The 14,671-nt window shown below is 38.1% G+C and carries 15 protein-coding genes; 8 read left to right on the top strand and 7 right to left on the bottom strand.

The window, feature by feature from the left end:
* Nucleotides 1–53: 53 nt before the first annotated feature.
* The 4 genes from AC0IWT_RS04585 to AC0IWT_RS04570 all read left to right on the top strand — a co-directional run bounded on the left by AC0IWT_RS04585 (nt 54) and on the right by AC0IWT_RS04570 (nt 3,296).
* A complete protein-coding gene (locus AC0IWT_RS04585) occupies nt 54–554 on the top strand; it encodes a hypothetical protein (RefSeq protein ID WP_056872449.1) in 501 nt (166 codons plus the stop codon).
* A 147-nt stretch (nt 555–701) separates the two neighbouring features.
* Nucleotides 702–1,247: a porin family protein gene (locus tag AC0IWT_RS04580; protein WP_157274976.1), complete on the top strand. Its 546-nt coding sequence runs from the start codon at nt 702–704 to the stop codon at nt 1,245–1,247.
* Nucleotides 1,248–1,343: 96 nt separating this feature from the next.
* Nucleotides 1,344–1,871 carry a DUF3347 domain-containing protein gene (locus AC0IWT_RS04575; RefSeq protein ID WP_471796179.1) on the top strand — a complete coding sequence of 176 codons (528 nt, stop codon included), beginning with the start codon at nt 1,344–1,346 and terminating at the stop codon, nt 1,869–1,871.
* A 135-nt stretch (nt 1,872–2,006) separates the two neighbouring features.
* Complete coding sequence (locus AC0IWT_RS04570; protein WP_056872316.1) at nt 2,007–3,296, top strand: citrate synthase; 1,290 nt, start codon at nt 2,007–2,009, stop codon at nt 3,294–3,296.
* Nucleotides 3,297–3,360: 64 nt separating this feature from the next.
* Here the strand turns inward: AC0IWT_RS04570 and AC0IWT_RS04565 are convergent, their stop codons facing one another.
* The 5 genes from AC0IWT_RS04565 to AC0IWT_RS04545 form a co-directional block, all read right to left on the bottom strand.
* Complete coding sequence (locus AC0IWT_RS04565) at nt 3,361–4,482, bottom strand: DUF3667 domain-containing protein (RefSeq protein WP_471796178.1); 1,122 nt, start codon at nt 4,480–4,482, stop codon at nt 3,361–3,363.
* A 20-nt stretch (nt 4,483–4,502) separates the two neighbouring features.
* Nucleotides 4,503–5,888, bottom strand: a complete 1,386-nt coding sequence (locus tag AC0IWT_RS04560) for a nucleoside permease (protein WP_471797205.1) — start codon at nt 5,886–5,888, stop codon at nt 4,503–4,505.
* 176 nt (nt 5,889–6,064) lie between these two features.
* Nucleotides 6,065–6,679 carry a bifunctional nuclease family protein gene (locus AC0IWT_RS04555; protein ID WP_471796177.1) on the bottom strand — a complete coding sequence of 205 codons (615 nt, stop codon included), beginning with the start codon at nt 6,677–6,679 and terminating at the stop codon, nt 6,065–6,067.
* 71 nt (nt 6,680–6,750) lie between these two features.
* Complete coding sequence (locus tag AC0IWT_RS04550; protein ID WP_471796176.1) at nt 6,751–7,722, bottom strand: electron transfer flavoprotein subunit alpha/FixB family protein; 972 nt, start codon at nt 7,720–7,722, stop codon at nt 6,751–6,753.
* A gap of 68 nt (nt 7,723–7,790) precedes the next feature.
* Complete coding sequence (locus AC0IWT_RS04545) at nt 7,791–8,528, bottom strand: electron transfer flavoprotein subunit beta/FixA family protein (RefSeq protein WP_471796175.1); 738 nt, start codon at nt 8,526–8,528, stop codon at nt 7,791–7,793.
* 61 nt (nt 8,529–8,589) lie between these two features.
* Here AC0IWT_RS04545 and AC0IWT_RS04540 point away from each other — a divergent pair, with 61 nt between their 5' ends.
* On the top strand, nt 8,590–8,925 hold the full coding sequence (locus AC0IWT_RS04540; RefSeq protein ID WP_471796174.1) for a tetratricopeptide repeat protein: 336 nt from the start codon (nt 8,590–8,592) through the stop codon (nt 8,923–8,925).
* 40 nt (nt 8,926–8,965) lie between these two features.
* The gene (chrA, locus tag AC0IWT_RS04535; RefSeq protein ID WP_471796173.1) at nt 8,966–10,183 is read left to right on the top strand and encodes a chromate efflux transporter; all 1,218 of its coding nucleotides are present in this window, start codon (nt 8,966–8,968) and stop codon (nt 10,181–10,183) included.
* 62 nt (nt 10,184–10,245) lie between these two features.
* Here chrA and dnaB read toward each other — a convergent pair whose 3' ends face one another.
* Entirely contained in the window at nt 10,246–11,808 is a 1,563-nt protein-coding gene (dnaB, locus tag AC0IWT_RS04530; protein ID WP_471796172.1) for a replicative DNA helicase, read from the bottom strand.
* Between the two features lie 198 nt (nt 11,809–12,006).
* On the opposite strand from dnaB, the gene rlmB reads away from it, so the two are divergent.
* Entirely contained in the window at nt 12,007–12,774 is a 768-nt protein-coding gene (gene rlmB, locus AC0IWT_RS04525) for a 23S rRNA (guanosine(2251)-2'-O)-methyltransferase RlmB (RefSeq protein WP_471796171.1), read from the top strand.
* 53 nt (nt 12,775–12,827) lie between these two features.
* On the top strand, nt 12,828–13,577 hold the full coding sequence (locus AC0IWT_RS04520) for a DUF5995 family protein (RefSeq protein ID WP_471796170.1): 750 nt from the start codon (nt 12,828–12,830) through the stop codon (nt 13,575–13,577).
* Here AC0IWT_RS04520 and AC0IWT_RS04515 read toward each other — a convergent pair.
* Nucleotides 13,574–14,665, bottom strand: coding sequence for a mannose-1-phosphate guanylyltransferase (locus tag AC0IWT_RS04515; RefSeq protein WP_471796169.1), 1,092 nt, complete (start codon nt 14,663–14,665; stop codon nt 13,574–13,576). The two genes, AC0IWT_RS04520 and AC0IWT_RS04515, sit on opposite strands and share 4 nt — an antisense overlap.
* Nucleotides 14,666–14,671: the final 6 nt, after the last annotated feature.

The following is a 14,671-nucleotide window of genomic DNA, read 5'->3' as shown; positions in this document are numbered from 1 at the left end:
CAGGGTTTGTGTTTGCTGAGGCATATTCGTTTAACTCAAAAAAAAATATCAAAATGAAAACAATTACTAAAATTATGGCAACTTCAGTAGCTGCAGTAGCTTTATTTTTCTCTACCAACGTTAATGCTCAATCAAGAAACTTAGGTATTGGTTTAAATGTTGGCGCAGGAACTACTACAGGTTACGGACTGGTTATCGGTGGCGATATCAGATATCAATTTAATGTAGATAAGCAATTATCAATCCCTGTTACTGCAGGTTATAATAATTTCTCTATTAAAGATTCTTTTGGTGGTGGTAGTTTTGGTATCATCCCTGTAAAAGTTGGTGCAAAATATTTCTTTAATGATTCTGGTGCAGGTGCATATGGCTTGGCTGAATTAGGTGCTGGTTTCGGAACTAACAAAGGGTCTGGTACTGCATTCGTTTATTCTCCTGCAATTGGTTACGCTTGGAGTAACGGACTTGATTTAGCCGCTAAATATGAAGGTTATTCAAATAATGGAAGTATTGGCTTTGCTGGCATTCGCTTAGCTTACGGTTTTTCATTGTAAGTTTAAAACTTATCTTAAGCCTCCGAATACTCGGGGGCTTTTTTTATTTTCAGTATTTTCAAAAAAAATAATTTTTACAAAATCTGTTTTCATTTTATCTACGTAAGTATTATTAAACCCTTAATTAATAACTTAAATACATCCAAAATGAGAACAATTACTAAATTTTTAGCAGCCGCTTCCGTCTTTGCGGTTTTTGCAACAACAAACTTAAAAGCGCAAACAATGACTACCACTTCGATGCCGGCAAATAGTGGCATGGCGTTTAAAGTGGGCGTAGGTGTACAGGGCGGTCTTTTTCCTGATAAATCTGAAATGGATTACGGATATGGAGCAGATGTTAGACTGCAATACGATTTAAGCCCTTCGGTGGCCATTACAGCTTCTGGCGGTTATACAAAATTGAAATGGAAAAGCAGTCCGCTAAATTTTGAATTTATTCCTTTAATGGGCGGCGTTAAAGCATTCGTTGTAGACAGAATGTTTTTAACTGGTGGCGCAGGTACTGGCTTAGCATTAAAAGACGGTGCTAATATGAACTTTATTTATACTGGTGGCTTGGGTTACGAGTGGACCAACGGACTTGAAGTAGGCGTGAAGTATGAAGGTTACGTTAATAATAGTTCTTCTGACTTGTACTTTATGAAAACTGGTCAGTACGCATTAAGACTTGGATATAATTTCAAATTATAATCGAAACATCATTTAATAGAAGCCTCCGAATTTTTCGGGGGCTTTTTTTATTTATTTAACTTTAAAATTGCTATTTTGAGGCCAAAACCAAATACAATGAAACGAATAGCCGGAGTTGCAATATTAACCGTGTTAATGGGATGTAACCAAAGTGAGCACAAAACGGTTGAGAAAAATGATTCTACTCAAGTTAGTTCTTCAACTCAAGCACCCATTGTAATTAAGGACGAGAAAAAAATGGAAATTTTTGCTCAGTACGAAGATTTGAAAGATGCTTTGGTTAATTCAGATGCTGGTGCCGCTCAAACAAATGGTCTCAAACTCGAAAAAAGCCTGGCTACTTATGAGGGCTGCGAAACTACGGCCAGTATTGCCAAAAAAATTGGTGAAACGAAAAATCTTGTCGCACAAAGAAAAAACTTTACCGCTTTAAGCATGGATTTGATAGCCTTCATCAAATCAGGCGAAATTGAAAAAGGAACAATTTATGTTCAGCATTGTCCGATGGCTAACAAGGGTGATGGGGGAGATTGGCTATCAACCGAAAAGGATATTAAAAACCCGTATTATGGGAAAGAAATGTTAACCTGCGGCCGGGTTATTGAGGAAATAAAGGCAAAGTAGGATTGCTAAAGTGCACTGTTATAAATCATGATTGTTACGTCGTCCTGACTAATATTTCATATTAAATTAACAGATTTGCTATGCATGTATATTAATTTTATATAAATTAGAAAGCTATAAACACAACACAATAATATGTCAGATATTGCAGAGATTAAAGTTGATGGTAAAACGATAGAGTTACCGGTAATTACAGGAACAGAAGACGAGAAAGCCATTGATATTTCTAAATTAAGAGATTTAACCGGATTTGTAACTTTAGATACAGGTTTTAAAAATACAGGCTCTACCAAAAGTAAAATTACTTTTTTAGACGGAGAGAAGGGGATTTTAAAATACAGAGGGTATTCTATTGAAGAACTTGCTGAAAAGTCTAGCTTTTTAGAAGTTTCTTATCTTATCGTATACGGCAATTTACCTACCCAGGAACAACTAGATAGTTTTCAGGCCGATATCAGTAAACACACGCTGATTCATGAAGATATGAAAAAATTCTTCGACGGTTATCCATCAAGGTCTCATCCAATGGGTCAGTTAGGTTCGCTAATTTTCTCTTTGTCAACGTTCTATCCAGAGTGTTTAAAGCCAAATCAAACTGCTGAGGAGCAAAACTTAACAATTATTAAATTGTTGGCCAAGTTGCCGACGATAGTTTCGTTTATCTATAAAAAATCTTTAGGCCATCCGCTTATCTATCCAAAAAATAAATACGATTACGTAACAAATTTCCTTTGGATGACCTTTGGTCAGCGTACTGAAGATTATGATGTAAACCCTATCGTTGTTAACGCAATGAACAAGTTATTGATTTTACATGCAGACCACGAGCAGAATTGTTCTGCATCTACGGTTCGTATTGTGGGTTCATCAGATTGTAATCTCTACGCCTCAATTTCAGCAGGTATTGCAGCACTTTGGGGGCCGCTTCACGGTGGTGCTAACCAGGCCGTTATCGATATGCTTGAATTAATTAAAGCTGATGGTGGCGATACTGAAAAATGGATTAACAAAGCCAAAGATAAAAATGACTCATTCCGCATGATGGGCTTTGGGCACAGGGTTTACAAAAATTTCGACCCTCGTGCAAAGATAATTAAAAAAGCTTGTGATGATATTTTAGAAAATTTGGGAATCGATGATCCAATTTTAGAAATCGCTAAGAAACTCGAAGAAGCCGCCTTAACTGATCAATATTTTATCGACAGAAAATTATACCCTAACGTAGATTTTTATTCAGGAATTATTTACCGGGCGTTAGGTTTCCCTTCAGAAATGTTTACGGTTCTTTTCGCACTTGGACGTTTACCTGGATGGATTGCACAATGGAAAGAAATGCACGAGAATAAAGAACCAATTGGGCGTCCGAGACAAATCTATGTTGGTGAAACTGACAGAGATTTCGTTGCCTTGAAAGACAGAAAGTAATCCAATCAGGCAAAAAAAAAGCTTCAGAAATTCTGAAGCTTTTTTTTTTGCCTGATAATCTCATCTATGTTGCTACGTAATAAATTAAATTTAACATCACCATTTCTGTTAGTTTAAATGCGATAGCATACAGCACAAAAATCATCATCATTTTGAAAATCACTTTCTTGCGCTGGTAAAATATCTTCAATGCATTAAACATATACCAGCAAATCCATACTATAATAGCAAGTCCAATTAGATTTGAAATTATTGAGTCTTCACCAAATACATACTTCATAAGTGGTTTGGTAAAAATGGAGACGATAAAGTACGCTGTCATCCCATGTATGGTAAATATCAAGTGGTCAAGGTAATAAATATGATTTTTTCTAAAATTCCACATAATAAATAGCGCAAGTAAAGGCATCAGCAAAAAGTATTGCTTCGGCCTGTTATGCTCTAAAGTTTCCTGTATCACTTCAGATTTTTGTCCGATTGTAATTGAACGTTTTGTAACCATTCGCTCAAACCAATTGTCTCTTTCAATCAATGGTAAATTTTTTTGTCTCGATAGATATGCATCATAAGTTGAATCATTTCTATCGTTATGAATGGTGTTAAACCTTTCAATAATTTTCTGCAAGGAGTCTGATTTCTTCGCTTTTTGTTGTTTTTTCAAATCATCGAGAACAACAGTCTGCGTTTTAAAATCAAGATTTTTAAACGTACTTCTGTCAAAATCCTCTTTAATTTTTGCTTTAACTTTGTCTGCAATTCCCGGTGCCTTGCCAAAAATTCCAGATTTTTCAAGCTTATTATTAACGGTATCTATTGTAGCCTTTTGCTGAACTCTTGTTTTTGCATCAACATGATCCTCGTTGTTTGTGCTGTGCTCTGGTGAATATGCCACCAAAAAATAAACGATAGAAACAAAAATGTACATGCTCACCGGATTGATGTATCTAGCTCTTTTACCAGCTAAATAATCGAGCGTAACTTGTCCGGGTTTGGTTAGGAGTGGAGTTAGCGTTTGAAAAAACTTATTGTCGAAATGGAAATAATGAGCGATACTATGACTTATGAATCCCCAAAAACTTTCTTTTAACTCTAAATTAGGTTGACCACAGTTGCTACAATAATGCGTTTCTACATGAGAACCGCAGTTTAAACAATTATGTTCTTTTCTGTATTTACCTGCAGACATAGGGGATTTCGAAAATAATTTTAGTGACTTATTGCTTCAATGGCTTCAACTTCGGCTCTGGTATGTTTGTGCTTAAAAAGCAAGGCGAAAAGGACTGTTATAATTAATGCATAAATGGTAAATGACAACCATATGCTATGCCAGTCTTTCATATGGATAGCTTTATCGAAGGTGCCATTGTTTAAAATACTTACGCCCTGACTTTTCACGAAATCAAGTAAATGATTATTTGTAGGCTCTGAACCTACAAATTCTGAGGTTGCCTGAATTGTAGAGAACGATTTAGTGAAGTATTTATCAATCATCCAACCGGAAACCAAACTCCCGAACACGGCACCAAATCCGTTTGTCATCATCATGAACATGCCTTGTGCCGACGAACGTGTTTTTGCAGTTGTCGAAGTTTCTACAAATAATGAGCCCGAAATATTAAAGAAATCGAAAGCCATACCGTACACTACGCATGATAAAATTATCATCCATAAATTACCTGCAGGATTACCGTAGGCAAAAAGGCCGAAGCGGAAAACCCAGGCAAGCATTGCAATAATCATTACCTTCTTAATGCCGAAACGTTTTAAAAAGAATGGAATGGCCAAAATGAAGAGCGTTTCTGATACCTGCGAAATAGACATGATAATTGTAGAATACTTAACTACAAAAGAATCTGCATATTTTGGAAAATGCTTAAACTCATCCAAAAATACATCACCATATGCATTGGTAAGCTGTAAAGCACCGCCCAAAAACATAGAAAAGATGAAGAAAAGGGCCATTTTATAGTTTGCAAAAAGCTTAAAAGCTTCTAAACCCAGTGTTTGTATAACGGATGCCTTTTCAGAAATTAACTTGCTAGGTTTACATTTTGGTAATGTAAAGGCATATAAGCCTAAGAGGAGTGCACCCGAGCCAGCTATGTAAAACTGATAAGCGCTTGCTTTGTTTCCCGTTAAATTTGTAATCCACATGGCAACGATAAAGCCGACCGTTCCCCAAACCCTGATTGGAGGAAAATCTTTAACCACGTCCAGGTTACCCGATTTTAAAGTGGTATAGGAGATGGAGTTACTTAATGATATTGTTGGCATGTAGAAACACATGGCAATAAGGATAGTCCAAAAGAAGGCATTTGGGCTTTCTACCTGAGGTAGATAAAACAAAACACAGGCATATAGAATATGAAGAATGCCGTACAAAACTTCTGCGTTAACCCATTTATCTGCAATGATGCCAGTTAAGGTTGGCATAAAGAGCGACGCAAAACCCATCGTTGCAAAAATTGCACCGAACTGGGTTCCGTCCCATTGTTTTGTTCCAAACCAATAATTCGCAATCGTGATAAGCCATGCACCCCACACAAAAAATTGCATAAAGCTCATTATGGTTAAGCGAAACTTAACGTTCATCATATAGTTTTGTTTGATTTTGAAAGTAAAGGCTGAATATAGAACTATTTTGAATCATAATTAAAAAATGAGCCCAAATTATTTTAAACAATTTGGGCTGGTCTAAATCCATTTTCCTTCTGTTGATTAATGCTATAATCAAAGCTTTGTAACGTATTCGAAGAGAATTACGAAGATTAAGATTTGCCTCTTTTATTCAGCTCATCTCTAATCCTGGCTGCCTTTTCGTAAGCCTCGTCTGCAATTGCTTCCTGAAGCTTTTGCTGCAGTTCTTCTACCGTGAGGTCTGTAAAACCCTGCTGACTGGTAGCGATTGGAATGGTATCCGCATCAGGTTCTTTGGCAATGCTATCCATGTTTTCAAGAAAAAGAAAATCATTGCCTTCAATCACAATGCCTGCCGAGGCTAAAATAAATTCATAGGTATAAATCAATGCATTAAACCTAACGGCTAGGGCTATTGCATCAGAGGTTCTCGCATCAATTTCGTGTGTGTTTTTGCCATCGCTGCAAATCAACTTAGCATAAAAGACTCCATCTACCAGGTTATAAATTATAATTTCCTGAATGTGAATATGAAAAGTTTCCGCCATCGACTTGAACAAATCATGCGTAAGCGGCCTGCTAGGCGTCATTTTCTCTATCTCAATGGCTATCGCCTGCGCCTCGAAAGCCCCGATAATGATAGGCAAGCGTCTTCGGCCATTTACTTCACCTAAAACTAATGCGTAAGCCCCAGACTGAGTTTGGCTGTACGATAAGCCCACGATATCTAATTTTACTTTTTTCATATTTCAAACTGTCATTTAAGGCCTGACGAAATGCTTAATTAAGCACTTAGCCAACACTCTTAATAACATGATTATCCTTTGTGTGCCTTTAAAGCCTCGATTAATTTTGGAACAACTTCAAATGCATCACCTACAATACCGTAATCGGCAACCTTAAAAAACGGTGCTTCCGGATCTTTATTTATCACCACAATAACTTTTGACGAACTTACGCCCGCCAAATGCTGAATAGCACCTGAAATACCAATCGCGATATATAAATTAGGACTAATCGCTATTCCAGTTTGGCCTACGTGTTCTGAATGCGGTCTCCAGTCGGCATCACTAACTGGCTTAGAACAAGCCGTTGCTGCCCCCAGTAAGCCCGCCAATTCTTCAATCATTCCCCAGTTCTCGGGGCCTTTTAAGCCTCTGCCGGCAGAAACAACCAACTCTGCATCTGGTAATGATACTTTATCAGTTGCACGAACAATGTCTTTAATTACCGTTCCTAAATCTGATTGTTTTATGTCTGCTGAGAAATTCTCGATAGCTACCTCAGTTGCATTTTCTTTTACACCAAAAGCATTCGGATTTAAAGCAATAATTTTATTTGCAGAAGTTAATTCTGTGATGGCGAAAGCCTTTCCTGAGAAGGCTGTTTTCTTCACCTCGAATTTTGAGCCGTCAATTTTTGGTAACTCTACTGCGCCATCAGCCAAACCAGCTTTCAGTTTTACCGCGATGCGGGGAGCAAGACCTTTTCCTGAAAACGAATTGGAAAGCACTACGATGTCGGCAGTTTCTTTTTCTGCAGCTGCAGCAATTACACTGGCATAAGCCTGGTTAACAAAAGTTTTTAATTGCGCTGCGCTTACATTTAATACTTTGGAAGCACCATATTTTCCCAGTTCGTTCAACTCGCTTTCTGCTACGTCGCCGATAGAAATTGCTGTTAAATTAGTTGATTGCTGATCGGCGATAGCTTTGGCATAAGAAACAGCTTCGAAAACCGATTTCTTAAATTTTCCTTCAGCTTGTTCTACATATACTAATACTGACATATATTTAATTCTATATCCCTCAAAGAAAAGGACTTGTGATAAATTATTTAGTTAATTGATAATGCCGCTTAGATAACTTTGGCTTCGCTGTGTAACAGATTAATTAATTCTTCTGTTTGCTCTGCCGGTATTAATTTAACGGTGCCACGTGGGGCAGGGGTTTCGTATTTCGCAACTTTGGTTACTTCTTCAATCGAAACAGTTTCAACTACGTTTAATGGCTTCGTTCTGGCCGACATAATGCCACGCATATTTGGAATTTTTGGCTCAGCAACGCCTTCAGCGCAACTTGCAATAAATTTACCTGTCACGGTAACCACTTCTTTTCCACCTTCAATTTCTCGTTCTATGGTAGCATTAGTACCATCAGTGTCTAATTTTTTAATGATTGAAATGGAAGGAATATCCAAAAACTCGCCTACCATGGCTGCAACCTGGTTACCATTGTAATCAATAGATTCCCGACCTGTAAGTATAATATCGAAATCTTTGTCTTTTGCATATTCAGCAATCTGCTTTGACACAAAATAAGCATCTCTAGGCGCCGCGTTCACCCTTACGGCGTCGTCTGCGCCAATGGCAAGCGCCTTTCTAATGGTTGGGTCGTTGCCTGCCTCGCCAACATTTATTACAGTTACAGTACCCTTTCCGCCTTCGGTTAATTCAATTGCCCTGGATAACGCAATCTCATCGTAAGGGTTAACAATATATTGTACACCTGCAGTATTGAATTCGGTATTATCGTTGGTAAAAGTTATTTTTGTCGTCGTGTCTGGCACGTTACTGATACAAACTAATATTTTCATATAATTACGTTTAATATATAAGGTCTTTCTGCAAATTTAATTAAAAAAGCAAGGAAATAAAATGTCATCAACCCGTTTAAGTAAGTTATTAGAATTTTTGGAGAGCGATCCGAATGATCCATTTATACTATATGCCTTAGCCACAGAGTATAACGCTCAAAATGATAAGGAAAAGGCCTATTCTTTTTACCTTCAATTAACTGATAAACATCCTGATTATGTAGGAACTTACTACCATTTAGGGAAATTATACGAAAAGGATGGTGCAAAAAAGAAAGCAATCGAAATTTATCAAAAGGGAATGACAGTTGCCAGAACCAAAAGAGATATGCATGCATTTTCTGAACTACAGGGAGCCTACAACACTGCTGCCGGGTTAGATTACGAAGATGATTAAAGGTACAGGTTTTAAAACAGCGGGGTAAAAAACAATATTAATGCAGGCGAAACCTTTACAATTTAAAAAGCAGTTACTTTTTTTAAGGAATGTACTTTTTTTTACTTTTACCTCTTTTGGAGGTGCTCAGGCACACCTGGCACTGCTTTTAAAGTACTTTGTTTATAACACAAAATTTATAACAGAAGAAGAACTTCTGGAACTAAACGCTCTGGCGCAGGTGCTGCCTGGTCCGGCGTCTACGCAAACTCTGGTAGGTATCGCCTGGAAAGTTGGGCGACTGAAACTTGCAATCGTTACCTTTTTGATTTGGATTTTGCCAACTGCGGCAATTATGACTTTTGCCGCAATTAGCTATGCGATGCTTGATCAAAAGCAGAAATTTATCGATATCCTGGAATACATACAACCGATTGCTTTGGGAATTGTTGCCTTTGGAGCCTTCAAGTTAGCTAAAAAAGTGCTTACTTCTCAAATGTCTGTTTTCCTTTCAATTGCTGCTGTGGTTGCTACATTTGTGTTGAAGAATGCCTACGTTTTTCCGCTGGCAATTCTTGTGGGCGGCATGATTTCATCAGCAATTGAAACGCCCAAAGAGGAAGCAGAGTTAAGGGTTAAGTTGTTTTCAAATGTTAACCCTAAAAAGTTAATTTACTTTTTCAGTGCATTGCTTTTGTTTGCCTTAGTTGGCGCAATTATAAACCGAACATCTCCTTTTAGTTTGCCAATACGTTTACTCGAAAATTTTTATCGAAACGGAATACTTGTATTTGGCGGCGGGCAGGTTTTGGTTCCGCTGATGTACACAGAGTTTGTTGAAATGAAGCATTATCTTCATGCATCAGGGTTTCTATCTGGATTTGCTTTACAACAAGCTTTGCCTGGTCCAACGTTTTCATTTACAAGCTACCTGGGGGCGCTGAGCATGAAAAACTTCGGCTATGGCATGTGGGGACAGATACTTGGAGGTTTAATTGGTGTGGTCGGCATTAATCTGCCCGGACTCATTTTGGTTCTTTTTATTGTGCCTTTCTGGGATGATCTAAAAAAGATTTCCCGAATTCGTCACAGCCTTTCGGGTATCAATGCCGTTAGCGTTGGTTTTATTATCGCGGCTTTTATTCTACTGTTAATTCCAATGGGTTTTAACTGGCTTTTTTTGGCCATTATGCTGGCAACGTTCCTGTTGCTTAATTATACGAAAATAAGTCCGCCGGTAATTGTTTTGGCCGGGATTTTAATTGGTTATATTTTTTAAGGCGGATGTATTAATTTAAGGCTCAATTACAAATACTGTATCTTAAAGCAATTCTTGTTCGGTTAAAACGGTGGCTCTTCATCACTATAATCGTCCATTTTAGATGGGCGAATGATAACGTTACTTTGCTTTTCAAAATCCTGCGAAGGATACATGCCAGCCGATGGGTCTGCTGAAAATGAGGCCGGAGCGGTAAAATCCTCTTCTAAATCGGTAAATTTAACAAACTTACCAATGAATCTAAGTGGAACAATTCCAGTTTCCCCATTACGGTGTTTAGCGATAATTACCTCGCCAATACCAGCCTGCGATCTTCCTTGTTCATCTTCGGTAATTCCATAATATTCAGGGCGATAAAGAAATAAAACCATATCCGCATCCTGCTCAATCGAACCAGATTCCCTTAAATCCGAAAGCATTGGCCTTTTTCCCTGTAAACCTGGTCTGCTTTCTACCGCTCTACTTAACTGCGATAATGCCAAAACCGGAACATCTAACTCTTTCGCTACAGATTTTAAAGCCCGCGAAATGCTACCGATTTCCTGCTCACGGTTTCCGCCACCTTTTCCACCTTCGCCTTTGCCATGCATCAGCTGAAGATAATCGACAATCACCAATTGAATGTCGTATTGCGATTTAAGTCGCCTGCATTTTGCCCTAAATTCGAAAATATTCAAGGCCGGTGTATCATCTATCAATAGCGGGGCTTCAGTTAAACGGCCAATTTTGCTGTGTAACTGCTGCCATTCCCATTCTTGCAAGTTTCCTTTTCTAATCTTTTCCTGCTCAATCTCAGCCTCTCCAGATATTAAACGATTAACAAGTTGAACCGATGACATCTCCAAGGAGAAAACTACAGTTGGTTTTTGGAAATCGACTGTAGCGTTTCTTGCACAGGTTAATACAAAAGCAGTTTTTCCCATCGCCGGACGTGCAGCAATAATTACTAAATCCTGCTTTTGCCAACCGCCGGTTATTCTATCAAGCCCGGTAAAACCTGTTGGAACGCCGGTTAAGCCGTCTGTTTTAGTTCTAAGTTCCTCAAGCGTGGCCAAAGATTGTTTAATGATATCGTCCATTTTCTGTGTATCTCTACGCAGGTTATTTTGGGCAATGTCGAACAAACCTTTCTCCGCATGGTCTAACAAATCGAAAATATCTGTGGTATCTTCGTAAGCATTCGTAATAATGTCGGTAGAAATTCTGATGAGTTCTCTTTGAATATATTTTTGAGATATAATCCGGGCATGGTACTCAATATTTGCCGCCGAGGCTACCCGGTTTGTTAAATTTGTAATGTAATATGCACCGCCAACCATTTCTAAGGTACCCTGCTGGCGTAATTCTGAAGTAACCGTTAAAATATCTACAGGCTTAGATTTTTCGAAAAGCATATGTATTGCAGCGAAAATCTTTTGATGTGCTTCCTGGTAAAAAATTTCAGGCTTTAAGATATCGATAACGGCAGACAAGGCATCTTTTTCAAGCATTAGTGCGCCTAAAACTGCTTCCTCTAAATCCAGTGCTTGAGGCGGCAGTTTACCCATCGAACTTACTGTACTTGTCAATCTTGCTTTTCGGGATAAAATGTTGCCTTTTCCTCCTTGTTCGTTTTCGATACTCATACAACAAAAGTAGATAAAAGTTAGGCGGTTTGTTTTAATAAGTTTTGAGTTGTTTGTTAACAAATTGATCCAGAATAAATTTAAATTCTTTCGTTTTTAGGAAAATGGAAAATTTTTAAACAATTATATGTTAATAAGAAGATTATAGATTAGTGCTAAAACATTTATTTGAATACTTTTGCCTAACAATTTTTAAACATGGATAATTTTAGAAGACCACAACGCGTAAAAGAAAATAATGAATTTGTATTCGGTATAAGGGCGGTAATAGAAGCCGTTAAAGCAGGAAGGGATATCGAAACCATTTATGTGCAGAGAGGGTTGGGTGGTGATTTATTTCTTGAATTGAAAGCATTGTTAGCAGGAACATTGATTCCATTAAACTCTGTACCGGTTGAAAAGCTGAACCGGATGTCGCAAAAGAACCATCAGGGTGTTATTGCGGTAATCTCGCCTATCACTTATCAAAATATTGAAGATATTATTCCTTCTGTTTTTGAAAAAGGAGAGGTGCCGCTGATTTTAGTATTGGATAGCGTTACTGATGTACGTAATATGGGTGCAATTGCCCGTACGGCTGCTTGCGTGGGTGTTCACGCTATCGTTGTGCCGTTAAAAAATGCAGCTCAAATTAATGCCGATGCCATAAAAACATCGGCCGGAGCACTTTTCAGCATTCCCATTTGCAGGCATTCAAATCTTCATAAAACCTGTCTTTTTCTGCAGGAGAGTGGCTTACAAATTGTTGCTTGTACAGAAAAAACGAACGACTTCATTTATGCGCCTGACTATACAATGCCCACTGCAATTGTAATGGGCTCCGAAGACGAAGGCATTTCTAATGAACTTTTAAGGGTAGCGGATCATCTGGCTAAAATCCCGATGGCAGGAAAAATTGAATCACTTAATGTATCGGTTGCCGCAGGGGTAATTTTGTATGAGGCCGTAAGACAAAGAACTTTATAATTTGTTGATTTTTAGGCCGATAATTTGTTAAATTTATTAACAAAATTATCGCTATGCAACCTGCCAATACCATAATCGAAGTGATATCACGTTTAGATGATATCATCATTGATAGTATTAAAGTTAAATCACGAAACGGATACTTTGCCTGCCTTTATCGAAAAATGACCATCGCCGTCCAAAAAGGCATTAATGATGGCTTATTTAAAGACGGGCAGCGAATGGAAAAGCTGGATGTTATTTTTGCAAACAGGTATATCGATGCCTATCATTGTCAATCGCAACGGAAGCCATTAAGTTCATCTTGGAATGCCGCCTTTGCTGCAGCCTCTCAACCTTATACAGTAATTCAGCACTTGCTTTTAGGAATGAATGCGCATATAAATCTCGACTTAGGCGTTGCTGCAGCTGAGACCAGTAAAGCTGTAGACATTCAGTTACTTAAGCAAGACTTTAACCTGATAAATGATATCATTGCCAGCCTGATAAATATTGTTCAAAAGGATTTGGAGGAGATTTGCCTGCCAATGAAGATGTTGAAATATGTGGATAATAAAAGTAAAGAATCCGTAATAAATTTTAGCATTACTGCAGCAAGAGATGCTGCCTGGGCTAACGCGGTGGGCCTATCGAAGGTTTTACCCGGCATGTACATCCCGTACATTAACACCCTTGATTCCAAAATAGCATTGGTTGCAAATGGCATAAAAAATCCTAACTTTTCTCAAAGTTTTATATTGAGAACCGTTAGAACATTTGAGCCAAAAGACGTTGGCGAAATTATTAAGTTTTTGAAAGACTAAATGTATTTATTGCCAAACCTCGATTTCACCTCGGCAACAAATTCTTTAACCCGCTGTTCTTCATCGCGTGGACAAACTAAAAGCATATTATTGTTTTCAACAACGATAAAATCATGCAAGCCATTCAAAATAACCAATTTATCCTTTGGTACATTAACCATACAATTAGATGAATCGAACATAATTACCTGGTCAGACGGAATAACAGCATTGCCAACATAGTCTTTATCTGCCATTTCGTATATCGAAGCCCAGGTTCCTAAATCAGACCATCCAAAATCAGCCGGCAGAACGTAAACATTTTCCGCTTTTTCCATAATTCCAAAATCGATGGAGATATTGGTGCATTGAAAGTAAGCATTATTTATAAAGGCCTTTTCCCTTGGAGTGTTCATTTCGTTTCTTCCGGAGCTAAAAATCTCATACATATCAGGCAGATATTTTTGAAACGATTTTAAAATAGCCTTTGCCGACCAGATAAAAATACCAGCATTCCATAGGAAATCCCCGCTTTGAATGAAAGACTTGGCAAGTTCAAGATTCGGCTTTTCGGTAAATGTTTTAACCTTATGCAGGTCTTTATCTATATTTAGAACATGGTCTGTGTGTTGAATATACCCATAACCCGTATCCGGACGGTTAGGCTTTATACCCAAGGTTATCAGGCAGTCGTTTCCTGAAGCAGCGCTCAACGACTGTTCTATTGAAGAAACAAAACCCGGCATGTCGGCAATTGTGTGATCTGAAGGTGCGACAACAATTGTAGCGTTCGGGTTCAGTTCTGAAATTTTCATACAGCCGTAGGCAATACAAGGCGCTGTATTTCTCAACAACGGCTCGGCGAGTATTTGGTTTTCAGTAATTTCCGGTATTTGAGTCTTAATTAAATCCGAATAGATTTCGTTAGTAACGATGAAAATATTTTCAGGTGGGCAGATTTGAAGGAACCGCTCGTACGTGCTTTGGATTAATGTTTTACCAACACCAAAAAAATCGATAAACTGTTTAGGGTATTCTGTACGGCTTACCGGCCAGAAACGGCTTCCAACGCCGCCGGCCATAATTAGAGCATAAAAGTCTTTATTCATTTTAAA

It is taken from the genome of Pedobacter sp. AC464, assembly GCF_979253075.1.
Note: the sequence above shows the minus strand (reverse complement) of the source record. Positions and strands in the feature narration are given on the sequence as shown.

Excerpts from the sequence above, each read along its gene's own strand:
- AC0IWT_RS04585 (WP_056872449.1), top strand. The coding sequence starts at position 54 with ATGAAAACAATTACTAAAATTATGGCAACTTCAGTAGCTGCAGTAGCT.
- AC0IWT_RS04555 (WP_471796177.1), bottom strand. The coding sequence starts at position 6,679 with ATGAAAAAAGTAAAATTAGATATCGTGGGCTTATCGTACAGCCAAACT.
- AC0IWT_RS04580 (WP_157274976.1), top strand. The coding sequence starts at position 702 with ATGAGAACAATTACTAAATTTTTAGCAGCCGCTTCCGTCTTTGCGGTT.
- AC0IWT_RS04520 (WP_471796170.1), top strand. The coding sequence starts at position 12,828 with ATGCAACCTGCCAATACCATAATCGAAGTGATATCACGTTTAGATGAT.
- dnaB (WP_471796172.1), bottom strand. The coding sequence starts at position 11,808 with ATGAGTATCGAAAACGAACAAGGAGGAAAAGGCAACATTTTATCCCGA.
- AC0IWT_RS04565 (WP_471796178.1), bottom strand. The coding sequence starts at position 4,482 with ATGTCTGCAGGTAAATACAGAAAAGAACATAATTGTTTAAACTGCGGT.
- AC0IWT_RS04550 (WP_471796176.1), bottom strand. The coding sequence starts at position 7,722 with ATGTCAGTATTAGTATATGTAGAACAAGCTGAAGGAAAATTTAAGAAA.
- AC0IWT_RS04545 (WP_471796175.1), bottom strand. The coding sequence starts at position 8,528 with ATGAAAATATTAGTTTGTATCAGTAACGTGCCAGACACGACGACAAAA.
- rlmB (WP_471796171.1), top strand. The coding sequence starts at position 12,007 with ATGGATAATTTTAGAAGACCACAACGCGTAAAAGAAAATAATGAATTT.
- AC0IWT_RS04515 (WP_471796169.1), bottom strand. The coding sequence starts at position 14,665 with ATGAATAAAGACTTTTATGCTCTAATTATGGCCGGCGGCGTTGGAAGC.
- AC0IWT_RS04540 (WP_471796174.1), top strand. The coding sequence starts at position 8,590 with ATGTCATCAACCCGTTTAAGTAAGTTATTAGAATTTTTGGAGAGCGAT.
- AC0IWT_RS04560 (WP_471797205.1), bottom strand. The coding sequence starts at position 5,888 with ATGAACGTTAAGTTTCGCTTAACCATAATGAGCTTTATGCAATTTTTT.
- AC0IWT_RS04570 (WP_056872316.1), top strand. The coding sequence starts at position 2,007 with ATGTCAGATATTGCAGAGATTAAAGTTGATGGTAAAACGATAGAGTTA.
- chrA (WP_471796173.1), top strand. The coding sequence starts at position 8,966 with ATGCAGGCGAAACCTTTACAATTTAAAAAGCAGTTACTTTTTTTAAGG.
- AC0IWT_RS04575 (WP_471796179.1), top strand. The coding sequence starts at position 1,344 with ATGAAACGAATAGCCGGAGTTGCAATATTAACCGTGTTAATGGGATGT.